Here is a 17,889-nt window from a genome sequence, read left to right on the forward strand (position 1 = left end):
CGCCTGTCAGGCGTGGGCGAGCTCCGGCTGGCCGGACCCCGCGGCGTCCACCGTGGTGCGCCCGTTGTAGACGTCCTCGTCGAGGATGCCGTTGCGCTTGGCCACGATGGTCGGGATCAGCGACTGGCCGGCCACGTTGGTCGCGGTGCGGGCCATGTCGAGGATCGGGTCGATGGCCAGCAGCAGGCCGACGCCCTCCAGGGGCAGGCCCAGGGTCGACAGCGTCAGGGTCAGCATCACGATCGCGCCGGTGAGGCCCGCGGTGGCGGCGGAGCCGACGACGGCGACGAACGCGATCAGGACGTAGTGCTGCAGCCCGAGCTGGATGTCGAACAGCTGCGCGACGGTGATCGCCGCCAGGGCCGGGTAGATGGCGGCGCAGCCGTCCATCTTGGTGGTGGCGCCCAGCGGGACGGCGAACGACGCGTACGACTGGGGCACGCCGAGCCTGTTGATCGTGTTGCTCTGGGTGACGGGCAGGGTCCCGATCGAGCTACGGGTGACGAAGGCCAGGGTGATCGACTCCCACGCGCCGGCGAACCAGCGGCGCACCGACAGACCGTGGGCCTTGAGCAGGATCGGGTACAGACCGAACATCACCAGGGCGCAACCGATGTACACGTCGAGGGTGAAGATGCCGAGCGGCGCGATCAGGTCCCAGCCGTAGGTGGCCACGGCGCGGCCGATGAGAGCGGCGGTGCCGATCGGGGCCAGCAGGATGACCCACCAGACGAGCTTCTGGAACACGGCGAGCAGCGAGGTGGCAAGCTCGACGAACGGATCGGCCTTCCTGCCCACCGCGAGCGCGGCGGCACCCAGCACGATGCCGAGGACGACCAGCTGGAGGACGTTGAAGTTCAGGCTGGTCGCAACGGTCGAGGCGTCCGTGTTGAACTTGCTGGACGCCTCGAGGCCGAGGATGTTGACCGGGACGAGGCCCTTGATGAAGTCGAGCCACGTGCCCTGGGTCGCGACAGCCTTGGCACCCTCGGTGCCGATGGACGCCGAGGCACCCGGGTTGGTCAGGATGCCCAGGCCGATACCGATGGACACCGAGATGAAGGCCGTGATGGCGAACCAGACCAGCGTCTGGACGGCCAGCCTCGCCGCGTTGGCGACGTGGCGCAGCTGGGTGATCGACACGATGAGGGCGGTCAGGACGAGCGGGACGACGATCACGCGCAGCAACTGCACGAAGATCGTACCGACGGTGCTCAGCAGCTCCTTGAGCCACGCGACGTTGTACGTGCGGGCGAGCCAGCCGAGGACGACGCCCGCGGCCAGACCCACCAGGACCTGGGCCCAGAACGGGAACTTCTTGCGACCCTTCGGGGCCTTGGCTGCGGCGTCCGCGGACGCCTGGGTGGAGGACATGGGTGTGCCTTTCGCGGGTGGTGATGGGTGTTCGCACACCGGGGATCCCGCGCACGCGCCAAGGCGTGGCTCAGGAAGCGGTGCGTGGGCGCCGGGAGGCGCGGTGGAACGGGGTCGCGGGAGGGATCAGCCCCGACACCCACACGTGCTGCGCAGGCAGAGGTCGACGTCCAGTCGACGCCAGAAGCCCGGCATGCAGCCTCCTCAAACAGGTTGATGGTTGAACCTTACGCTTCCGTGCGGCCGGCCCTCAAGTCGCCGCGCCACCGTGCACACCCTCCGAGACGCTTCCGGTCCGGGTCAGTCCCGGTCAGGAGCGCCACCACGTGTCGAAGGGGGTGACCGGCGTGGTGCGCTTGTGGCGCGTACGGTGCCAGATGGACTCGATGCGCTCGGCCGCCGCCGTGGGCACGTCACGCCCCTCCAGGTAGCCGTCGATGTCCTCGTAGCGCAGGCCCAGCTCGTCCTCGTCCGTGCGGCCGGGGTTCCCGTCCAAGAGGTCTGCGGTGGGGACCTTGGCCCACAGCCGCTCGGACGCCCCCAGCTCCCGCAGCAACGCGCGGTTCTGGCGCTTGTCCAACCCGAACAACGGCAGGATGTCGGCCGCGCCGTCGCCGAACTTCGTGAAGAACCCGGTCACCGACTCCGCCCCGTGGTCGGTGCCGATCACGATGAGGCCGCGCTCCCCCGCGACGGCGTACTGGGCGACCATCCGCAGCCGGGCCTTGATGTTGCCCTTGTTGAAGTCGCTGATGGGCTGCCCCACGGCACTGGCGTACTCGGCCTCGAAGGCATCCACCCCGGCCCCGATGTTGAAGGTGATGATCTCGTCGGCGCCCACGAACTCGATCGCGGCCGCGGCGTCCGCCTCGTCGTGCTGCACCTTGTACGGCAGCCGCACCGCGACGAAGGTCGCGTCCTGCCCGGCCCGGCGGACACGCTCGACGGCGAGTTGGGCGAGGCGCCCGGCCAGCGTCGAATCCAGTCCGCCGGAGATGCCCAGCACGTACCCCTTCGCACCGGTCGTGGTGAGGTAGTCGGCCAGGAACCGGACGCGTTCCTCCACCTCGGTGGTGGGGTCGATCTCGGACTTCACGCCGAACTCGTCCACGATGGTCTGCTGCAGCTCACGCATGGACCCATTGTGGCCTAGCGTTGAGGCAACGCAGACACACACGGAGGTCCTTTCATGCGCGGCACCGCGGACATCTACACCCAGACCACCCTCCAGCCGAGCAAGCTCGAGCTGATCGGCCCCTGGCTGGCGGAGCAGGACTGGTTCAACGGCGACGTGGCCGACCTGGCGCAAGTCGGGAGGTTCCGCTTCGTCGACCCCGACGGTGAGGTCGGGCTCGACTCGATGCTGCTGGCCTCGAAGGGGCAGGTCTACCACGTGCCGGTCACCTGGCGCGGCAGCGAGCTCGGCGAGGGTGACCTCATCGGCACGCTGCAGCACGGGGCGCTGGGCACCCGCTACTGCTACGACGCGCCCACCGACCCGGTGTACGTGGCCGAGCTGGTGCGGATCATCCGCGAGGGCGAACAGTCGGCGGAGATGCTCGGCGTCGAGACCAACGAGCTGATCCCCCAGAGCATGGAGGTGACCGGCTCCGGAGTCACTCCCGGCGTGGACGCCCTGGGCCAGGTTCGGCTCATCCGGGTCCTGGACGGCGCGCAGGACACCCACGCCGCCCGCGGGGTCCTGCTGGCGAGGTGGACGTACGAGGGCACCGACCGCGAGGACGTCTTGGCCGTCCTGCGCTGACTCCTCAGCCGCCCAGGTGCAGGTCGGCGCGCTCGCGCGTCCGGTCGGCGTCGAACAGCGCCCGCTCCTGGGCGGCCCACGTCTCCCACCACGGGGCGTACGTCTCGCCGTCGCGCGCCAAGGCCCGCATGCGCCGGAGGTCGCTGGGGGCGTCCAACCACACGCGGACGGCGGCGAACTCCCCCGCGGCGCCCGTCGACGACCCACAGCCCTCCACGATGAGGATCGGCGCCGGATCGAGGTGGCGCTCCGCCCCCCAGCCACCGGCCGACCAGTCCCAGGCGCGGTAGTGGGCACGCCGGCCCTGGGACAACGGCACGAGTACCTGGTCGTGCAGCAGGCGGACCCCCTCCACCAGCCCTCCCCAGCCCGGGTAGAGCAGGTCGAGGCGCATGATCGGGCAGTCGAGGTCGGACGCCACGGCGTCGGCCAGCGTGGACTTGCCTGATCCGGACGGCCCGTCGATCGCGACCACCCGCACGTCCCCGCAGCTCGGCTCGGACGCCAGGGCCGCGGCGACCACGAGGTCCCGATCCTCGGGCTGCCCGGTCAGTGGGCCGCCTCGTGCCAGCTGCGGCCGATGCCGACGCTCACGTCCAGCGGAACGGCCAGGTCGACGGCGTGGCCCATCCGCTCACGGACGATGGTCTCGAGCGCCTCGGCCTCCCCGGGGGCGACCTCGAAGACCAGCTCGTCGTGCACCTGGAGCAGCATCCGAGAGGACAGCCCGGCCCGCGCGATGCCCGACTCCACGTCCAGCATGGCGACCTTGATGATGTCGGCCGCCGACCCCTGGATGGGTGCGTTGAGGGCCATGCGCTCCGCCATCTCCCGGCGCTGGCGGTTCGAGGACGTCAGGTCGGGCAGGTAGCGGCGTCGCCCGAGGATGGTCTCGGTGAAGCCGGTCCTGCGGGCATCCTCCACGATGCCGGCCAGATAGTCGCGGACGTGGCCGAACCGCTCGAAGTACTCCTCCATCAGGCCCTTCGCCTCCGACACCGAGATGCGGAGCTGACCCGAGAGGCCGAAGGCGCTGAGCCCGTAGGCCAGGCCGTAGTTCATGGCCTTGATCTTGGCCCGCATGGCCCCGTCGACGGCGGTGGGCTCGACGCCGAACACCCGCGCCGCCATCACGGTGTGGAAGTCCGCCCCCGACGTGAACGCCTCGATGAGCCCCGCGTCCTGCGACGCGTGGGCCATGATCCGCATCTCGATCTGGGAGTAGTCGGCCGTCATCAGCGACTCGAAGCCCTTGCCCACCACGAAGGCCTCCCGGATGCGCCGGCCCGCCTCCGTCCGGATCGGGATGTTCTGCAGGTTCGGGTCGGTGGAGCTCAGGCGTCCGGTCGCGGCCACGGTCTGGAGGTAGGTGGTGTGCACGCGCCCGTCGTCGGCGACCGACTTCTGCAGCCCCTCCACCGTCTGGCGCAGCCTGATCTGGTCGCGGTGTCGCAGCAGGGCGGCCAGGAACGGGTGCCCGGTCTTCTCGTGGAGTCCCTCCAGTGCATCCGCATCGGTCGTCCAGCCCGTACGGGTGCGACGCGTCTTGGGCATGGCGAGTTCGTCGAACAGGACGACCTGCAACTGCTTGGGCGAGCCGAGGTTGATCGGCTTGCCGATGGCGTCGTACGCCTCCTGCTCGGCGTGGCGGACCTCGACGTCGAACTCGGCCCACAGCCCGTCCAGGGACGCCATGTCCAGTGCGATGCCGTGGCGCTCCATCACAGCGAGGGTGCGCTGCAGCGGCAGTTCCACCTCCTGCAGCAGGGACGCCCCGCCCGCGGCGTCCAGCTCGGCGTCGAGCGCCCCCGCCAGCTCGGCCACGGCCCGGGCCCGCACCATGGCGTCCCGCCCCTCGTCGGGGTCGTCGAAGTCGAACGCCAGCTGCGAGTCGTCGGCGGACGCCGACGACTCGGCCGCCAGCTCCCGGCGCAGGTGCCGCACCGTGAGGTCGCCCAAGTCGTAGGTGCGTTGGTCCGGACGCAGCAGGTAGGCGGCCAGCATCGTGTCGGACGCCAACCCGGCGAGTTCCCAACCCCGCGACCACAGCGCCTGGATCGGCCCCTTGGCGTCGTGCAGCGCCTTGGGACGCCCGGGGTCGGCCAACCAGGCGGCGAGCACGGCGTCGTCCTCGGGCGTGAGCTCGCTGGTGCGGACCCACGCGGCCGCTCCGTCGAGGGAGGCGAGGGCGAGCCCGGTCACGTCGCCCTCGCCACCGTGCCAGTGGCCCTCGGGATGGACGCCCACGAGCCCGCTCGCATGGTCGGCGAGCCAGTCGGCCAGGGCCCCGGGCGCCAGGACTGCGCCGGCCACGTCGAAGCCGGCCTCGGGCTCGTGGACCTCCTGCGGCAGGGACTCCAGCAGTCGCTCGCGGAGCACCCGGAACTCGAGGCTGTCGAACAGGGTGTGGACCGCTTCCCGATCCCAGTCCCGCCGCTCGAGGTCGCCGAGGGCGACGGGCAGGTCGAGGTCGCCCACGAGCGCGTTGAGGCGGCGATTGCGCCGGACGTCCTCGATCCGCTCGCGCAACGACTCCCCCGCCTTGCCGCGCAGCGCGTCCGCGTGGGCGAGCAGGTTGTCGAGCCCGTCATACTCACCGAGCCACTTGGCGGCCGTCTTCGGCCCCACGCCCGGCACCCCCGGCAGGTTGTCCGAGGTCTCGCCCACCAGCGCGGCCAACTCCGGGTAGCGGCCGGGGGCGACGAGGTACTTCTCCTCCACCGAGGCCGGCGTCATGCGTGCCAGGTCGCTCACCCCCTTGCGCGGGTAGAGGACGGTGGTCGAGGCATCCACCAGTTGGAGGGTGTCGCGGTCACCCGTGCAGATCAGGGTCTCCCACCCCGCGGCCTGTGCCTGGCGCGCGAGCGTCGCGATGATGTCGTCGGCCTCATAGCCCTCGACCTCCACGTGCGCGATGCGCAGCGCGTCCAGCACCTCCTTGACCAGGGCCACCTGCCCCTTGAACTCGTCCGGGGACGCCGACCGGTTCGCCTTGTACTCGGGGTAGGCCTCCGTGCGGAAGGTCTGCCGGCTCACGTCGAACGCGACGGCGAGGTGCGTGGGCTGCTCGTCACGCAGGACGTTGATCAGCATGGAGGTGAACCCGAACACGGCGTTGGTGTGCTGCCCCGTCGCGGTGGCGAAGTTCTCCACCGGCAACGCGAAGAAGGCGCGGTACGCCACCGAGTGGCCGTCGATGAGCATCAGGCGCGGCGTGGAGGGCGCCGGTGCGGTGGTCTGGATCACCCGAGCAGCCTAGCCCGTGGGTCTGACAGGATGACCGCCATGGAACTGAGTGACTGGCAGTCGTTCGCCGGCAGGGGCCTGGACACCCGCATGGGTCTGGAGATCCTCGAGGTCACCCCGGAACTGACGCGCGGCCGCATGCCCGTGGAGGGGAACACGCAACCTTTCGGCCTGCTGCACGGCGGCGCTTCCTGCGTGCTGGCCGAGTCGCTGGCGTCCCTGGCCGCGGTCGCCGCCGCAGGGCCCAACGGCGCCGCCTACGGCATCGAGATCAACGCGACCCACCACGAGTCCGCCCGCCATGGCTGGGTCACCGGCGAGGCCCGTGCCCTCCGCATCGGGGGCACACTCGGCACCTGGGAAGTCATCATCACGGCTGGCGACGGGCAGCGCATCTGCACCGCCCGCGTCACCTGCGTCCTGCGCCGGCGTTGAGCCGCCGAGGAGCTGCCCCGCCTCGGGTCAGGCCTCGTCGAGTTCCTCGTCCGCCTGCGACTTCCTCGCTCGCTTGGGCTTCTTCTCGCCCTTGGGCCCCTTGCCACTCTTGCTGTGGTCGATGACGCCCTCGGCGACCTCGCGCATCGACTTGCGCAGGTCCATGGCGGTCTTCTGGATCCACCGGAAGGCCTCCGCCTCGGACAGGCCGAGCCCCTCCTGGAGCAGCCCCTTGGCCTGGTCGACGGCCTTGCGGGTCGCGAGCCGATCCTCAAGGTCGGCGACCTCGTCGTCCAACTGCCGGATCTCCGCGAACCGGGCCATCGCCAGCTCGATGGCGGGAACGACGTCCGAGGCGTCGAAGGGCTTCACGACGTAGGCCATCGCCCCGGCATCGCGGGCGCGGTCGACGAGCTCGCGCTGGCTGAAGGCGGTCAGCATGACCACGGGCGCGATGCGGTCCTCAGCGATCGCGGTCGCGGCGGTGATGCCGTCCATCTTGGGCATCTTGACGTCCATGACCACGAGGTCGGGCTCGAGTTCGCGGGCCAACCGGAGTGCCTCCTCGCCGTCACCGGCCTCGCCCACCACGTCGTAGCCCTCACCGGTCAGCAGCTCGACCAAGTCGAGGCGGATGAGCGCCTCGTCCTCGGCCACGAGCACGCGCGGACGATCGGTCGGCTGTTCGTTGGAACTCACGTGGGATCACCACTTCCTTGTAGGCACGTTTTGGTTCGGAGATTACAGGGCACACACTAACGACAGTGGACCGCGTGCGCCCTTCGCCGGCGTATGTGGCAGTATGTTGCACGCGCTTTTCAAGCGCCGGGGTGGCGGAATGGTATACGCGGACGGCTCAAACCCGTCTGGGCGCAAGCCCGTAGGGGTTCGAATCCCCTTCCCGGTACGGATCGGAGTCAGGTCCTGACCTGCTGGTACCACACGACGACGCCCCCGGGAAGTCCTCCCGGGGGCGTCGCCTCGTTCGCGCGGTCGCAGGTCAGGGGATCTGCGCGACCCGCAGCGAGTTGGTCTTGCCGGCCGAGTGCTTGGGGTTGCCCGCGACGATGACGATCTTGTCGCCGCGCTCGACCATGCCCGAGCCCAGGAGCGAGTTCATCACCGCGTCGACCATGGAGTCGATCGAGTAGAACTCGGGGGTCGTGAAGGCCTTGATGCCCCACGCGAGCGTCATCCGCTGGGCCGTTTCGATGTTCGGGCTGAACGTGCACACCGGGATGCTGGAACGCAGGCGGGTCAACCGCATGGCCGTGTCGCCCGTCTTGGTGAACGCCACCAGGAACTTGGCACCCACCCGTTCGGCCACCTCCACGGCAGCCTTGGCGATGATGCCGGAGGTGGTGTGCGGGTTCCAGTCGATGGGGGCGATCTTGTCCAGCCCCAGCGACTCGGTCTTGCGGACGATGCGGCCCATCGTCTCGACGGTCACGATCGGCCAGTCACCGACGGCGGTCTCGCCGGACAGCATGACGGCGTCCGCGCCGTCCAGGATCGCGTTGGCGACGTCGGACGCCTCCGCACGCGTCGGGCGCGGGGCGGAGATCATCGACTCCAGCATCTGGGTGGCGACGATGACCGGCTTCGCGACGAGACGGGCCGCGGTGATGATGCGCTTCTGGACGCCGGGGACGTCCTCCAGCGGCAGCTCGACGCCCAGGTCGCCGCGGGCGACCATGATGGCGTCGAAGGCCATCACGATGTCGTCCAGGTTCTGGACGGCCTGGGGCTTCTCGATCTTGGCGATCACGGGCAGGCGCTTGCCGAACTCGTCCATGATCGCGTGGACGTCCTTCACGTCCGACGCGTTGCGGACGAAGGACAGCGCGACGAAGTCGACGCCGTGCTCCAGCGCCCAGCGCAGGTCCTCGGCGTCCTTCTCGGTCAGGGCGGGGACGGACACCGGCACGCCGGGCAGGTTGATGCCCTTGTGGTCGCTGACCTTGCCACCGACGACGACCTCGGTGACCACATCGGTCTCGGTGACCTCGATCGCGCGCAGTTCGATGGCGCCGTCGTTGATGAGGATCTGGTCGCCGGGGGTGACGTCGTTGGTGAGCGTGTGCAGCGTGGTGCCGGCGCGCTCCTTGGTGCCCAGCACGTCATCCGTGGTGATGGTGAAGCGGTCGCCGGCCTCGATGACCTCGGAGCCGTTCACGAAGTTGCCCAGGCGGATCTTGGGACCCTGCAGGTCGGCGAAGACAGCGATCGGGCGCCCCGCCGCCTGCGCGGCTTGGCGCACGGTGTTCAGCCGACGGAGGTGCGTCTCATGATCACCATGGCTCATGTTGAGGCGGGCGACGTTCATCCCTGCCTCGGCGAGCTCGAGCACGGCCTCGAACGTGTCGGTGGCGGGGCCGAGCGTGCAAACGATCTTGGCGCGGCGTGCGGGCAGTCCATCATTCTTCAGGTTCACCACGTCGCCGACACTAGCGCACGGCCCGGCCGCGGGGGTCACCCACGGGTGACATCGCCGGGCAAACGGTGGCAACTCACATCGCCGCGGCCAACTCCAGCGCGTGGGCGAGATCGTCGGGGTAGTCGGAGGTGAAGACCACCCACTCTCCCGTCGCCGGGTGCTCGAGGCCCAGTTCGACCGCGTGCAGCCACTGGCGGTCGAGGCCGAGACGTGTGGCGAGGGCCGGGTCCGAGCCGTACAGGGGGTCACCGACGCAGGGATGGCGCAGCGCCGCCATGTGCACGCGGATCTGGTGGGTGCGCCCCGTCTCCAGGTTCACCTGGAGCAGCGTGGTGGACCTGAAGGCCTCGATGGTGTCGTAGTGGGTGACGGAGTGGCGTCCACCGTCCACGATGGCCATCTTCCAGTCATGGCCGGGGTGACGTCCGATCGGAGCGTCGATCGTGCCCGTGAAGGGGTCCGGATGCCCCTGGACGAGCGTGTGGTAGACCTTCGTCACATCGCGGTCACGGAAGGCCCTCTTGAGCGCGGTGTAGGCGGGCTCGCTCTTGGCGACCACCATCAGACCGGACGTCCCGACGTCGAGGCGCTGGACGATCCCTTGGCGCTCGGGAGCCCCCGAGGTGGAGATGCGGAAGCCGGCCGCAGCCAGGTGCGAGACCACATCCGGCCCGTCCCAGCCCAGCGAGGGGTGCGCCGCCACGCCGGCGGGCTTGTCGATCACCACGATGTCGGCATCGTCGTGCACGATGCGGATGCCCTCGACCTCGCGAGGGGTCACGGTGGCCACCCTGGGCTCCGGGATCTCCAGCTCGAGCATGTCGCCAGCCGCGACGCGCGCCGACTTCGAGACGACCTCGCCGTTGAGCCGCACCGAGCCGTCCGAGAGGAGCTCGGCCAGGCGGCTGCGGCTCACCCCCGTCATGCGGGACGCCGCTGCGTCGACCCGCTCGCCGGCCAGCCCGTCGGGGACGAGGTGGATGCTCACGCGCTTTCCTCACGGTCGGCGGCCGTGGCGGCTTCCACCTTCTCTTCCTTGGTGGAGACCCCCATCAGGTCGACCTGGGTGATGACGACCAACCAGATGATGGTGACGGCCGCGAAGGTGATGCACATGTCCGCGACGTTGAAGATCGCGAAGTTGGGCACCTGCAGGAAGTCGACCACGTGCCCGTGCAGGGGCGCCGGGGGTCGCGTCACCCGATCGGTCAGGTTGCCGAGGATGCCGGCCAGCAGCAGCCCGACGCCGATCGCCCACCCCACGTGCCGCGTGCGCGGCAACACCCACGCCAGGACGAACACCAGCGCCGCCACCGCGACGAGCGTGAGGACGACGGTGAAGTCCTCACCCATGCTGAACGCCGCCCCCGGGTTGCGGATCAGCTGCAGACGCAGCAAGCCGCCCAGGAGCACCGGCGGATGATCAGGATCGAGGTACTCCAGCGCCAATTCCTTGGTGAGGAAGTCGACGCCGAAACCCAAGGCCCCGATGCCGAGGGCCAGCGCCCAGGCGGCTCGAGCCGTCAGGACGCGGTGGCGAGGGGCCGGGCCGTTCAGCGTCGCTCCTCCCGCTGCTTGCAGGTCACGCACATCGTCGCGCGAGGGAAGACCAACAGGCGGTCCTTCCCGATCGGCTGACCGCAGACCTCGCACCACCCGTACTGCCCGGCGTCGAACAGGCGAAGCGCGTTGGTGGCCTGGTCCAGCAGGTCGCGCGCGTTCTGCACCAGGGACATCTCCTGGTCGCGCTCGAAATTGGTCGAACCGACGTCGGCGGGGTCGCGACCGGCACCCTCGGTGCCCTCGTCGAACAGCTTCTCCAGGCCCTTCTCGGCGGTCCGGATCGCGCGCTGCATGCGCTCGATGTCGAAGACCAGGTCTTCGCGCACTTCCGCGAGCTCCTCGTCCGTCCACGGATCCTCGCCCTCGAGGACCGGAACGCGAACGTCGCCATCGGCAGTCTTGGCCATGTTGCCCCCCCTTCAGATGATCGTGAGCGCAGACAGTACCACCACTGGTCCGCACTTGCGGAAACCATACGCACGACGCCCCCGGCCGCATCGGCCGGGGGCGTCATCACGGAGTTGCCGGATCAGTGGTCCTTGTTGAGCAGCGCATCGAGACGCGGCGTGGCCGACGCACCACGGGCGCCGTCGCGGAGCAGCTCCGGCAGGTCTTCGGGGGCGTACTTGCCGCTGCGCAGGGCCTCGACCTGGCGCTCGAGGTCACCCAGGAACGTCTCGCGGAACTTGCCCTCGAACGAACGCAGGTGGTCGACGCGCTCCGACAGGGCGTCCCTCTCCGACTCCAACGTGCTGAACAGCTCGGCACGGCGTGCAACGGCGTCGAGGTCGACCTGTTCGGCGCGCGCCGCTGCCTCGCTCGTGACCTGGGCGGCGACGGCGTTGGCGTGGTTCGTCACCTGCTCAGCGTTCGAGCGGGCCTCCGCCTCCAGTTCCTCCCCGCGAGTCGTGGCGTCAGCGATGATCTGGCGAGCCTGGTCGCCCGCCTCCGCGTTGACGCGCTCGGCGTCCTCCTTCGCCTCGGTGGTGACCTTCTCGGCGAACTCGTTCGCCTCGTTGGTCACCCGCTCGGCCTCGGCGTTCGCCTCGCTCGTGACGCGCTCGGCCTCGGCGTTCGCCTCGTTCGTGACGCGCTCGGCGTTGGCGTTGGCCTCGTTCGTGACGCGCTCGGCCTCGGCGTTCGCCTCACTGGTGACGCGCTCGGCCTCGGCGTTGGCCTCGCTGGTGACGCGCTCGGCCTCGGCTGCGGCATCGGCGGCGAGGCGCTCGGCATCGGCCTGGGCCTCGGTCACCAGGCGCTCGGCCTGCTCGGTGGCCATCTGCAGGAGGCGGGTGACGGCGGGGGAAGCCTCGGCGGCCGTGCGCACGACGATCTCCTGGGCACCGGCTCCCGTCGCAAAAGCGACCGGAGCGGCGGTGGAAGCAGCGCTGCGCAGGGACTCGACCTCACCACGGAGGCCATTGATCTCGTCATCGCGCTGGGCCAAATGCTGACGCAGGCCCTCGATCTCGCCCCGGAGGTTGTTGAGCTCACCCTCGCGGTGCTCGAGCTCGCCACGGAGGTGCTGGGCCTCGTCGCCACCGCCCTGGAGCGACTCGTGGAGGTGCTGGACCTCGGCGTTCTTGCGGCCGAGCTCCTCCTCCTTGGAGCGGAGCGCGTCGTTCAGGCGGCCGAGCTCCTCGTCCTTGGCGTGGAGGGCCTCGTCCTTGGCGCGCAGCTCGTTGTTCTTGTTCTCGACCAGCGCGCGGGTGTCGGCCTCGCGGCCCTCCCCGGCGGCACGGAGCTCCTCCTCCTTGCTCTTGAGCTGGGCGCGGGCCTCCTCCAGTTCGCGGCGCAGCGACTTGACCTCGGCGTCACGCTCGTCGAGGCGGGCCTGGAGGTCGTCGGCCTGACCGCCACCCGAGGAGGACAGAGTCGCCACCTGCTGCTGCAGGGTCGCGTTCTCCTCGGCCAGCGTGACAAGCGTGGTCTCAACCTTGTCGACGAAGGTGTCGACGTCTTGCGGGTCGTAACCGTTGCGGCGGGCCAGGTGGAAACGCGTGTCGCGCACCTGCTCGATGGTCAGGGTCATCGGTTCACCTCACGTGATGGACAGGACGTCAAGAAATGCCGCGTACCCGCAGGGCACGCCGAACCCTCAGGGTAGTCCACCGGGTTTGGGTCCGCCAAGAAAGCCCGCAGAACCCTGCGGGTTCCACGGGCTCTCGGAGGCCTTGTCGGAGCGGATCAACTCTGGTTGAAGAACCCGCCGGCGATTCGTTCCTTGTCCTCGGCCGTGACGTTGACGTCGGCCGGGGAGAGGAGGAAGACCTTGCTGGTGACCCGCTCGATGGTGCCGCGGAGACCGAAGATGAGGCCCGCCGCGAAGTCCACCAGGCGCTTGGCGTCGATGTCCTCCATGTCCGACAGGTTCATGATGACCGGCACGCCGTCGCGGAAGTGTTCGCCGATGGTCCGCGCCTCGTTGTAGGTGCGGGGGTGCACGGTCACGATGCGGCTCAGGTCGGCCGTGCGTGCCACCGGCGCCGGACGCCGCGGCTCGAGAGAGGTCACGCTGGCGTCCTGCCCCGTGAAGCGGTCCTCGCGTTGGTCGCGGTCGCGATGGTCGCGGTCGCGGTGGTCACGACGGTCGTCGCGCACGGGCCCGACCGTCTCGGTGAGCTCTTCATCGCGGTCCTCGTCGTGGTAGGGGGTGTCGGACATGAGGCCCAGCCAGACAGCTGCCTTCTTGAAACCTTCGGCCATGGGTTCCTCCGTTCAGGGAATCGGAAACACATTAGCGCGGGCCGGTGCCGGCCCTGCCGCGGCACGCCCAGTTGACATGCGGCGATGCCCAGGACCCTCCGGATCGATCCACACCAGGCCCACCATGCGTCCCGCGGCCCCGTCGTCACGGCGGTGGGAGTGCAACCGCGCGTCCTCGATCGTGCAGGCCGACACATCGGTGACCGCGACGCCGAGAGCCTCGAGTTGCCGGCGCGTGGCGCCCCCCAGGTCGATCCCCTCGGTTCCCCAGTGGGTGGCCGGGACGGGCAGCCCCAGCCGCTGGGACGCGTCGACCGCCATCTCGTGCGGCACCTCGTAGCAGGTGCCGCACACGTGCGGCCCGACCCAGGCGACCAGATCCGCGTCCGTCAACCCGCGCAGCGCGGTGACGGCGGAGGCGATCACGCCGCCCAACAGGCCCTTGCGTCCCGCGTGCACCGCGGCGACCGCCGAGGCGTCCGCCGCCGCGATGCAGATCGGCACGCAGTCGGCGACCCGGACAGCGAGGGCCACGCCGGGACGGTCGGTGACCAAGGCGTCCGCTCGGTGGGCCGTGAGGTCGATGAGTCCGGACGCCACCTCCTCGTCCTCGACCGTGAGGACGTCCGTGCCGTGGACCTGGGCCGCGATGCAGACCGGGACCCCCAGCGCGTCCGACAGGCGGGCGTACGCCGTCGAGCGCGCGGCCGCGTCCTGGCGATCCCCTAGGTCGAGGGCTGCTGAGGTGAACGCGACCCCGACACCCAGTCGGGCATCGGGGTCGCGGCGAAAGGTGAACACCGGCCTACTTCAGGAAGTCGGGGATGTCGAGCTCATCGTCGTCGATCGGCTCCGGGTGCGGGGCCGGCCTGGTCTGCTGCTGCACGGGCGACATCTGAGCGGGCTGATGCTGCGCCGGCCGGCCGGGACGCTGGGGCTCCGGCTGGCGGGGCTGGGCCTCCGGCTGGCGCTGCTGTGGCTCCGGCTGCCGCTGGACCGGCTGCTGCTGGGCCGGGGGCTGCTGCTGGGTCTTGCGCAGGTCCGGCTGGCGGGTGATGCCGGGCTGGCGGCGCGGCGGGGTGCCGCCGTCGAAACCGGCCGCGATCACGGTCACACGCACCTCGTCGCCGAGCGCGTCGTCGATGACGGTACCGAAGATGATGTTGGCGTCCTCGTGGGCCGCCTCCTCGATGAGGTTGGCCGCGGCCGAGACCTCGAAGAGTCCCAGGTCCGAGCCACCGGCGATCGAGAGCAGGACGCCGTGGGCGCCGTCGATCGACGCCTCGAGCAACGGGGAACTGACGGCCATCTCGGCGGCCGCGCGGGCGCGGTCCTCTCCACGGGCGGACCCGATGCCCATCAGGGCCGATCCGGCGTTGCTCATGACGGCCTTGACGTCGGCGAAGTCCAAGTTGATCAGACCCGGCGTCGTGATGAGGTCGGTGATGCCCGAGACGCCCTGCATGAGCACCTGGTCGGCCTGCTTGAAGGCGTCGAGGATCGCGACGTGGTGGTCGGTCATCTCCAGCAGCTTGTCGTTGGGGATGACGATGAGGGTGTCGACCTCCTCGCGCAGCTTCGTGATGCCGTCCTCGGCCTGGTTGGAGCGGCGGCGGCCCTCGAAGGAGAACGGACGGGTCACCACACCGATGGTCAGCGCCCCCAGGGAGCGGGCGATCCTGGCCACGACGGGCGCGCCACCCGTGCCGGTGCCGCCGCCCTCACCTGCGGTGACGAAGACCATGTCGGCCCCCTTGAGGACCTCCTCGATCTCGTCGGCGTGGTCCTCCGCGGCCTGACGGCCCTTGTCGGGGTCGGCGCCGGCGCCCAGCCCACGGGTCAGGTCACGACCGATGTCCAGCTTGACGTCGGCGTCGCTCATCAGCAGGGCCTGGGCGTCCGTGTTCACCGCGATGAACTCCACGCCCCGCAGGCCGGCCTCGATCATCCGGTTGACGGCGTTGACGCCGCCACCGCCGACGCCCACGACCTTGATGATCGCCAGGTAGTTCTGGGATGCACTCGCCACGTTGGGTCCGTTCTGTCTCAATCGTTGCCAAATTCCTGGCCCCCACCTCGGCGTTCCGAGTGGGAAGGCAAACGACGCAGGCATCGGGGCTGACAGTCAGGTTATTCACCAGACAAGGTCTCGGTCCATCACCCGCCCCGGACCCGGCGCGCCCCTCAACCCATGGTTGAGAGTTGGGGCCAACCCTCGACCCGCCTCAGCGTGTCGTCGGATGGGTCGGCGCGGACACGTCGTACTCGGAGGCCTTCACCTTGAGGAGCGGGACGATCACCTCGGCCTTGAGTGCCCCGTCCTCGGCGCTCCCCCAGACCACCCGCCGCCGGTCCGTCAGCTCCACCACGACGGAGTCCACCGAGGTGGCCCGGATGACCTTGGCCCGTTCGGCCACCGGAGCGGGCAGTGCGGCGGCGACACGCGCGATGGTCACGAGGACCTCCTCGTTCGACAGGTTCCCCCGCGCCTCGAGGACGCCCTCGGGCCGCTCGGGCGTGGCGTGGAAGGAACGACCGTCGCCGGCGATCCAGACCCACGATCCGGGCAGTTCGAGGACGACGCTCGCCGTGGCCTCCGTCACCTCCACCGTGACGGCGTCCGGCCAGGCGCGCCCGACCTTGGCCGACGCCACCGCCGGGAGCGTGTCCCGCACGCGCTGCTCAGCGCCCGCGACGTCCACCAGCGCCAACGGTCCCCCGAGCGGGATCGCCGCGGCCTGGACGACCTGCTCCGGCGTCAGGATGTTGGTTCCGGAGACCCGGACCTCGGCGGCGGCCAGCAGCGGCGAACCGAAGACCACCCAGACGGCCCCGCCGATGAGGGCGAGGACCCCGACGACGACCCCCGCAACCTGCAGCCGACGGCGCAACCGGGCCCGGGCCCGTCGGCGGCGGGCACCGGTGACATCGACCAACGGCTCCGTCACGGGCGCTCCCGGAGGCGGGCGACCAGATCCCCTCCGACGCGCGTCACGCTGCCGGCCCCGATGGTCAGGACCAGGTCGCCGGAACGCACGATGCCGGCCAGCACGGGGGCGAGGTCGAGGACATCCTCCACGACGGTGGCCTCCCTGCCCAACGAGCGGACGCGCTCGGCCAGGACGGAGGCGGTGACGCCCGGGAAGTCCTCGGCGTCCTCGCGGGCCGGATAGATCCCGGCGACCACGACCACATCGGCCAGGGTCAGCGCACCGGCGAACTCGTCGAGGAAGTCGCGGGTACGGCTGAACAGGTGGGGCTGGAAGCAGGCGACGAGGCGACCGCCCTCCACGACACGCGGACGCGCCGCGCGCAGGACGGCCGACACCTCGGTCGGGTGGTGGGCGTAGTCGTCGTAGACGCGGACGCCGGCGACGTCGCCCTTCGCCTCGAAGCGGCGGTGGGTGCCGGCGAACTGCCCGAGCGCCGCGCGCAGCCGTGGACCGTCCACACCGAGCGAACGCCCCACCGCGTACGCCGCGGCGGCGTTGTGCAGGTTGAAGCGTCCGGGGACCGCCAGCGCGAGGCGTCCGGAGTCGCCGTCGGCCGTGAGCCGGGCTGCGGTGGTGTCCGGGGTGAGTTCGAGTTCGGTCAGCCGGACGTCGGCGTCCGGTGCCTCACCGTAGGTGATGACGGTCTTGCCCCGGTCGCGCAGGACGGCGGCGACCTCGCGCGAGGTGCGTTCGTCCGCGGTCATGACCACGACCTCGACGGCGTCGGCCGCGCCGAGCCGGACGAACCCGTCCACGTAGGCCTCGGCGGTCCCCCAGTTGTCGAGGTGGTCGACCTCGATGTTGGTGATGACCACGACCTGGGCGGGGTACTGGAGGAACGAGCCGTCCGATTCGTCGGCCTCGACGACGAAGGCCTCGCCGGTGCCGAGTGCGGCGCTCTCCCCCGTCGCAGCCAGGGGCGATCCGATGACGTAGCCGGGATCGGCGCCCACGGCCGTCAGCATGGTGGCGACCATGCCCGTCGTCGTGGTCTTGCCGTGGGTGCCGGTGATGGCGACGCCGCGGCGTCCGAGCATAAGCGCGCCGAGGGCAGCGGACCGGTGCCAGACGCGCAGGCCGCGGCGGTGCGCCTCGTCCAGCTCGGCGTTGCCGGGCTTGATGGCCGAGGACACCACGACGGTGCGGGCGTCCCCGAGTTGCTCGGCGGCGTGGCCGACGTGGGTCCGGACCCCGGCGGCGGCGAGCCTGGCCAGGGCGGCGGAATCGTCGCGGTCCGAGCCCGACACGGTCACTCCGAGGTCGGCGTAGGCCTGGGCGATGCCGCTCATGCCGGCTCCGCCGATGGCGATGAAGTGGACGGGCCCGACCTCGGCGGCGGGCGCGAGTTCGACCGGTTCGACCAGACCCAT

At 70.4% G+C, this 17,889-nt stretch carries 16 protein-coding genes, 1 tRNA gene and 1 pseudogene; 3 read left to right on the forward strand and 15 right to left on the reverse strand.

Going from position 1 to position 17,889, the window contains the following annotated elements:
• Positions 1-6: 6 nt before the first annotated feature.
• Together AC5YDA_RS01175 and nadE are read right to left on the reverse strand one after the other, a co-directional pair.
• The gene (locus tag AC5YDA_RS01175) at positions 7-1,374 is read right to left on the reverse strand and encodes a dicarboxylate/amino acid:cation symporter (RefSeq protein ID WP_496188066.1); all 1,368 of its coding nucleotides are present in this window, start codon (positions 1,372-1,374) and stop codon (positions 7-9) included.
• 310 nt (positions 1,375-1,684) lie between these two features.
• Positions 1,685-2,509 carry an NAD(+) synthase gene (gene nadE / locus AC5YDA_RS01180; RefSeq protein ID WP_496188067.1) on the reverse strand — a complete coding sequence of 275 codons (825 nt, stop codon included), beginning with the start codon at positions 2,507-2,509 and terminating at the stop codon, positions 1,685-1,687.
• A gap of 54 nt (positions 2,510-2,563) precedes the next feature.
• Here nadE and AC5YDA_RS01185 point away from each other — a divergent pair, with 54 nt between their 5' ends.
• The gene (locus AC5YDA_RS01185) at positions 2,564-3,139 is read left to right on the forward strand and encodes a maltokinase N-terminal cap-like domain-containing protein (protein WP_496188068.1); all 576 of its coding nucleotides are present in this window, start codon (positions 2,564-2,566) and stop codon (positions 3,137-3,139) included.
• A gap of 4 nt (positions 3,140-3,143) precedes the next feature.
• Here the strand turns inward: AC5YDA_RS01185 and AC5YDA_RS01190 are convergent, their stop codons facing one another.
• Entirely contained in the window at positions 3,144-3,662 is a 519-nt protein-coding gene (locus tag AC5YDA_RS01190) for a (d)CMP kinase (RefSeq protein ID WP_496188069.1), read from the reverse strand.
• Between the two features lie 26 nt (positions 3,663-3,688).
• Positions 3,689-6,343 carry a DNA polymerase I gene (gene polA, locus AC5YDA_RS01195; protein WP_496188145.1) on the reverse strand — a complete coding sequence of 885 codons (2,655 nt, stop codon included), beginning with the start codon at positions 6,341-6,343 and terminating at the stop codon, positions 3,689-3,691.
• 81 nt (positions 6,344-6,424) lie between these two features.
• On the opposite strand from polA, the gene AC5YDA_RS01200 reads away from it, so the two are divergent.
• A complete protein-coding gene (locus tag AC5YDA_RS01200; protein WP_496188070.1) occupies positions 6,425-6,820 on the forward strand; it encodes a PaaI family thioesterase in 396 nt (131 codons plus the stop codon).
• Between the two features lie 99 nt (positions 6,821-6,919).
• On the opposite strand, the pseudogene AC5YDA_RS01205 reads toward AC5YDA_RS01200, so the two are convergent.
• Positions 6,920-7,519, reverse strand: a pseudogene (locus AC5YDA_RS01205) (ANTAR domain-containing response regulator); the annotation flags it as partial.
• Between the two features lie 125 nt (positions 7,520-7,644).
• Between AC5YDA_RS01205 and AC5YDA_RS01210 the strand changes: the two are divergent.
• A tRNA-Leu gene (locus tag AC5YDA_RS01210) sits at positions 7,645-7,727 on the forward strand.
• 93 nt (positions 7,728-7,820) lie between these two features.
• Here AC5YDA_RS01210 and pyk read toward each other — a convergent pair.
• The 10 genes from pyk to murC form a co-directional block, all read right to left on the reverse strand.
• Entirely contained in the window at positions 7,821-9,254 is a 1,434-nt protein-coding gene (pyk, locus tag AC5YDA_RS01215; protein ID WP_496188146.1) for a pyruvate kinase, read from the reverse strand.
• 76 nt (positions 9,255-9,330) lie between these two features.
• Positions 9,331-10,245: an RluA family pseudouridine synthase gene (locus AC5YDA_RS01220; protein ID WP_496188071.1), complete on the reverse strand. Its 915-nt coding sequence runs from the start codon at positions 10,243-10,245 to the stop codon at positions 9,331-9,333.
• Positions 10,242-10,814: a signal peptidase II gene (locus tag AC5YDA_RS01225; RefSeq protein WP_496188147.1), complete on the reverse strand. Its 573-nt coding sequence runs from the start codon at positions 10,812-10,814 to the stop codon at positions 10,242-10,244. The genes AC5YDA_RS01220 and AC5YDA_RS01225 overlap by 4 nt, the downstream gene beginning before the upstream one ends.
• Positions 10,811-11,227, reverse strand: coding sequence for a TraR/DksA family transcriptional regulator (locus AC5YDA_RS01230; protein ID WP_496188072.1), 417 nt, complete (start codon positions 11,225-11,227; stop codon positions 10,811-10,813). Before AC5YDA_RS01230 ends, AC5YDA_RS01225 begins: the two co-directional genes overlap by 4 nt.
• Before the next feature lie 122 nt (positions 11,228-11,349).
• A complete protein-coding gene (locus tag AC5YDA_RS01235; protein WP_496188073.1) occupies positions 11,350-12,852 on the reverse strand; it encodes a polarized growth protein Scy-related protein in 1,503 nt (500 codons plus the stop codon).
• Between the two features lie 155 nt (positions 12,853-13,007).
• The gene (locus AC5YDA_RS01240) at positions 13,008-13,526 is read right to left on the reverse strand and encodes a cell division protein SepF (protein ID WP_496188074.1); all 519 of its coding nucleotides are present in this window, start codon (positions 13,524-13,526) and stop codon (positions 13,008-13,010) included.
• 12 nt (positions 13,527-13,538) lie between these two features.
• Positions 13,539-14,327: a laccase domain-containing protein gene (locus AC5YDA_RS01245; RefSeq protein WP_496188075.1), complete on the reverse strand. Its 789-nt coding sequence runs from the start codon at positions 14,325-14,327 to the stop codon at positions 13,539-13,541.
• A 4-nt stretch (positions 14,328-14,331) separates the two neighbouring features.
• Entirely contained in the window at positions 14,332-15,555 is a 1,224-nt protein-coding gene (gene ftsZ, locus AC5YDA_RS01250; protein WP_496188076.1) for a cell division protein FtsZ, read from the reverse strand.
• 196 nt (positions 15,556-15,751) lie between these two features.
• Positions 15,752-16,474 (reverse strand): cell division protein FtsQ/DivIB, encoded by a 723-nt coding sequence (locus tag AC5YDA_RS01255; RefSeq protein WP_496188077.1) that lies wholly within the window; start codon positions 16,472-16,474, stop codon positions 15,752-15,754.
• Complete coding sequence (gene murC / locus AC5YDA_RS01260; protein WP_496188078.1) at positions 16,471-17,889, reverse strand: UDP-N-acetylmuramate--L-alanine ligase; 1,419 nt, start codon at positions 17,887-17,889, stop codon at positions 16,471-16,473. Before murC ends, AC5YDA_RS01255 begins: the two co-directional genes overlap by 4 nt.

It is taken from the genome of Propioniciclava sp. LT294 (assembly GCF_059516005.1).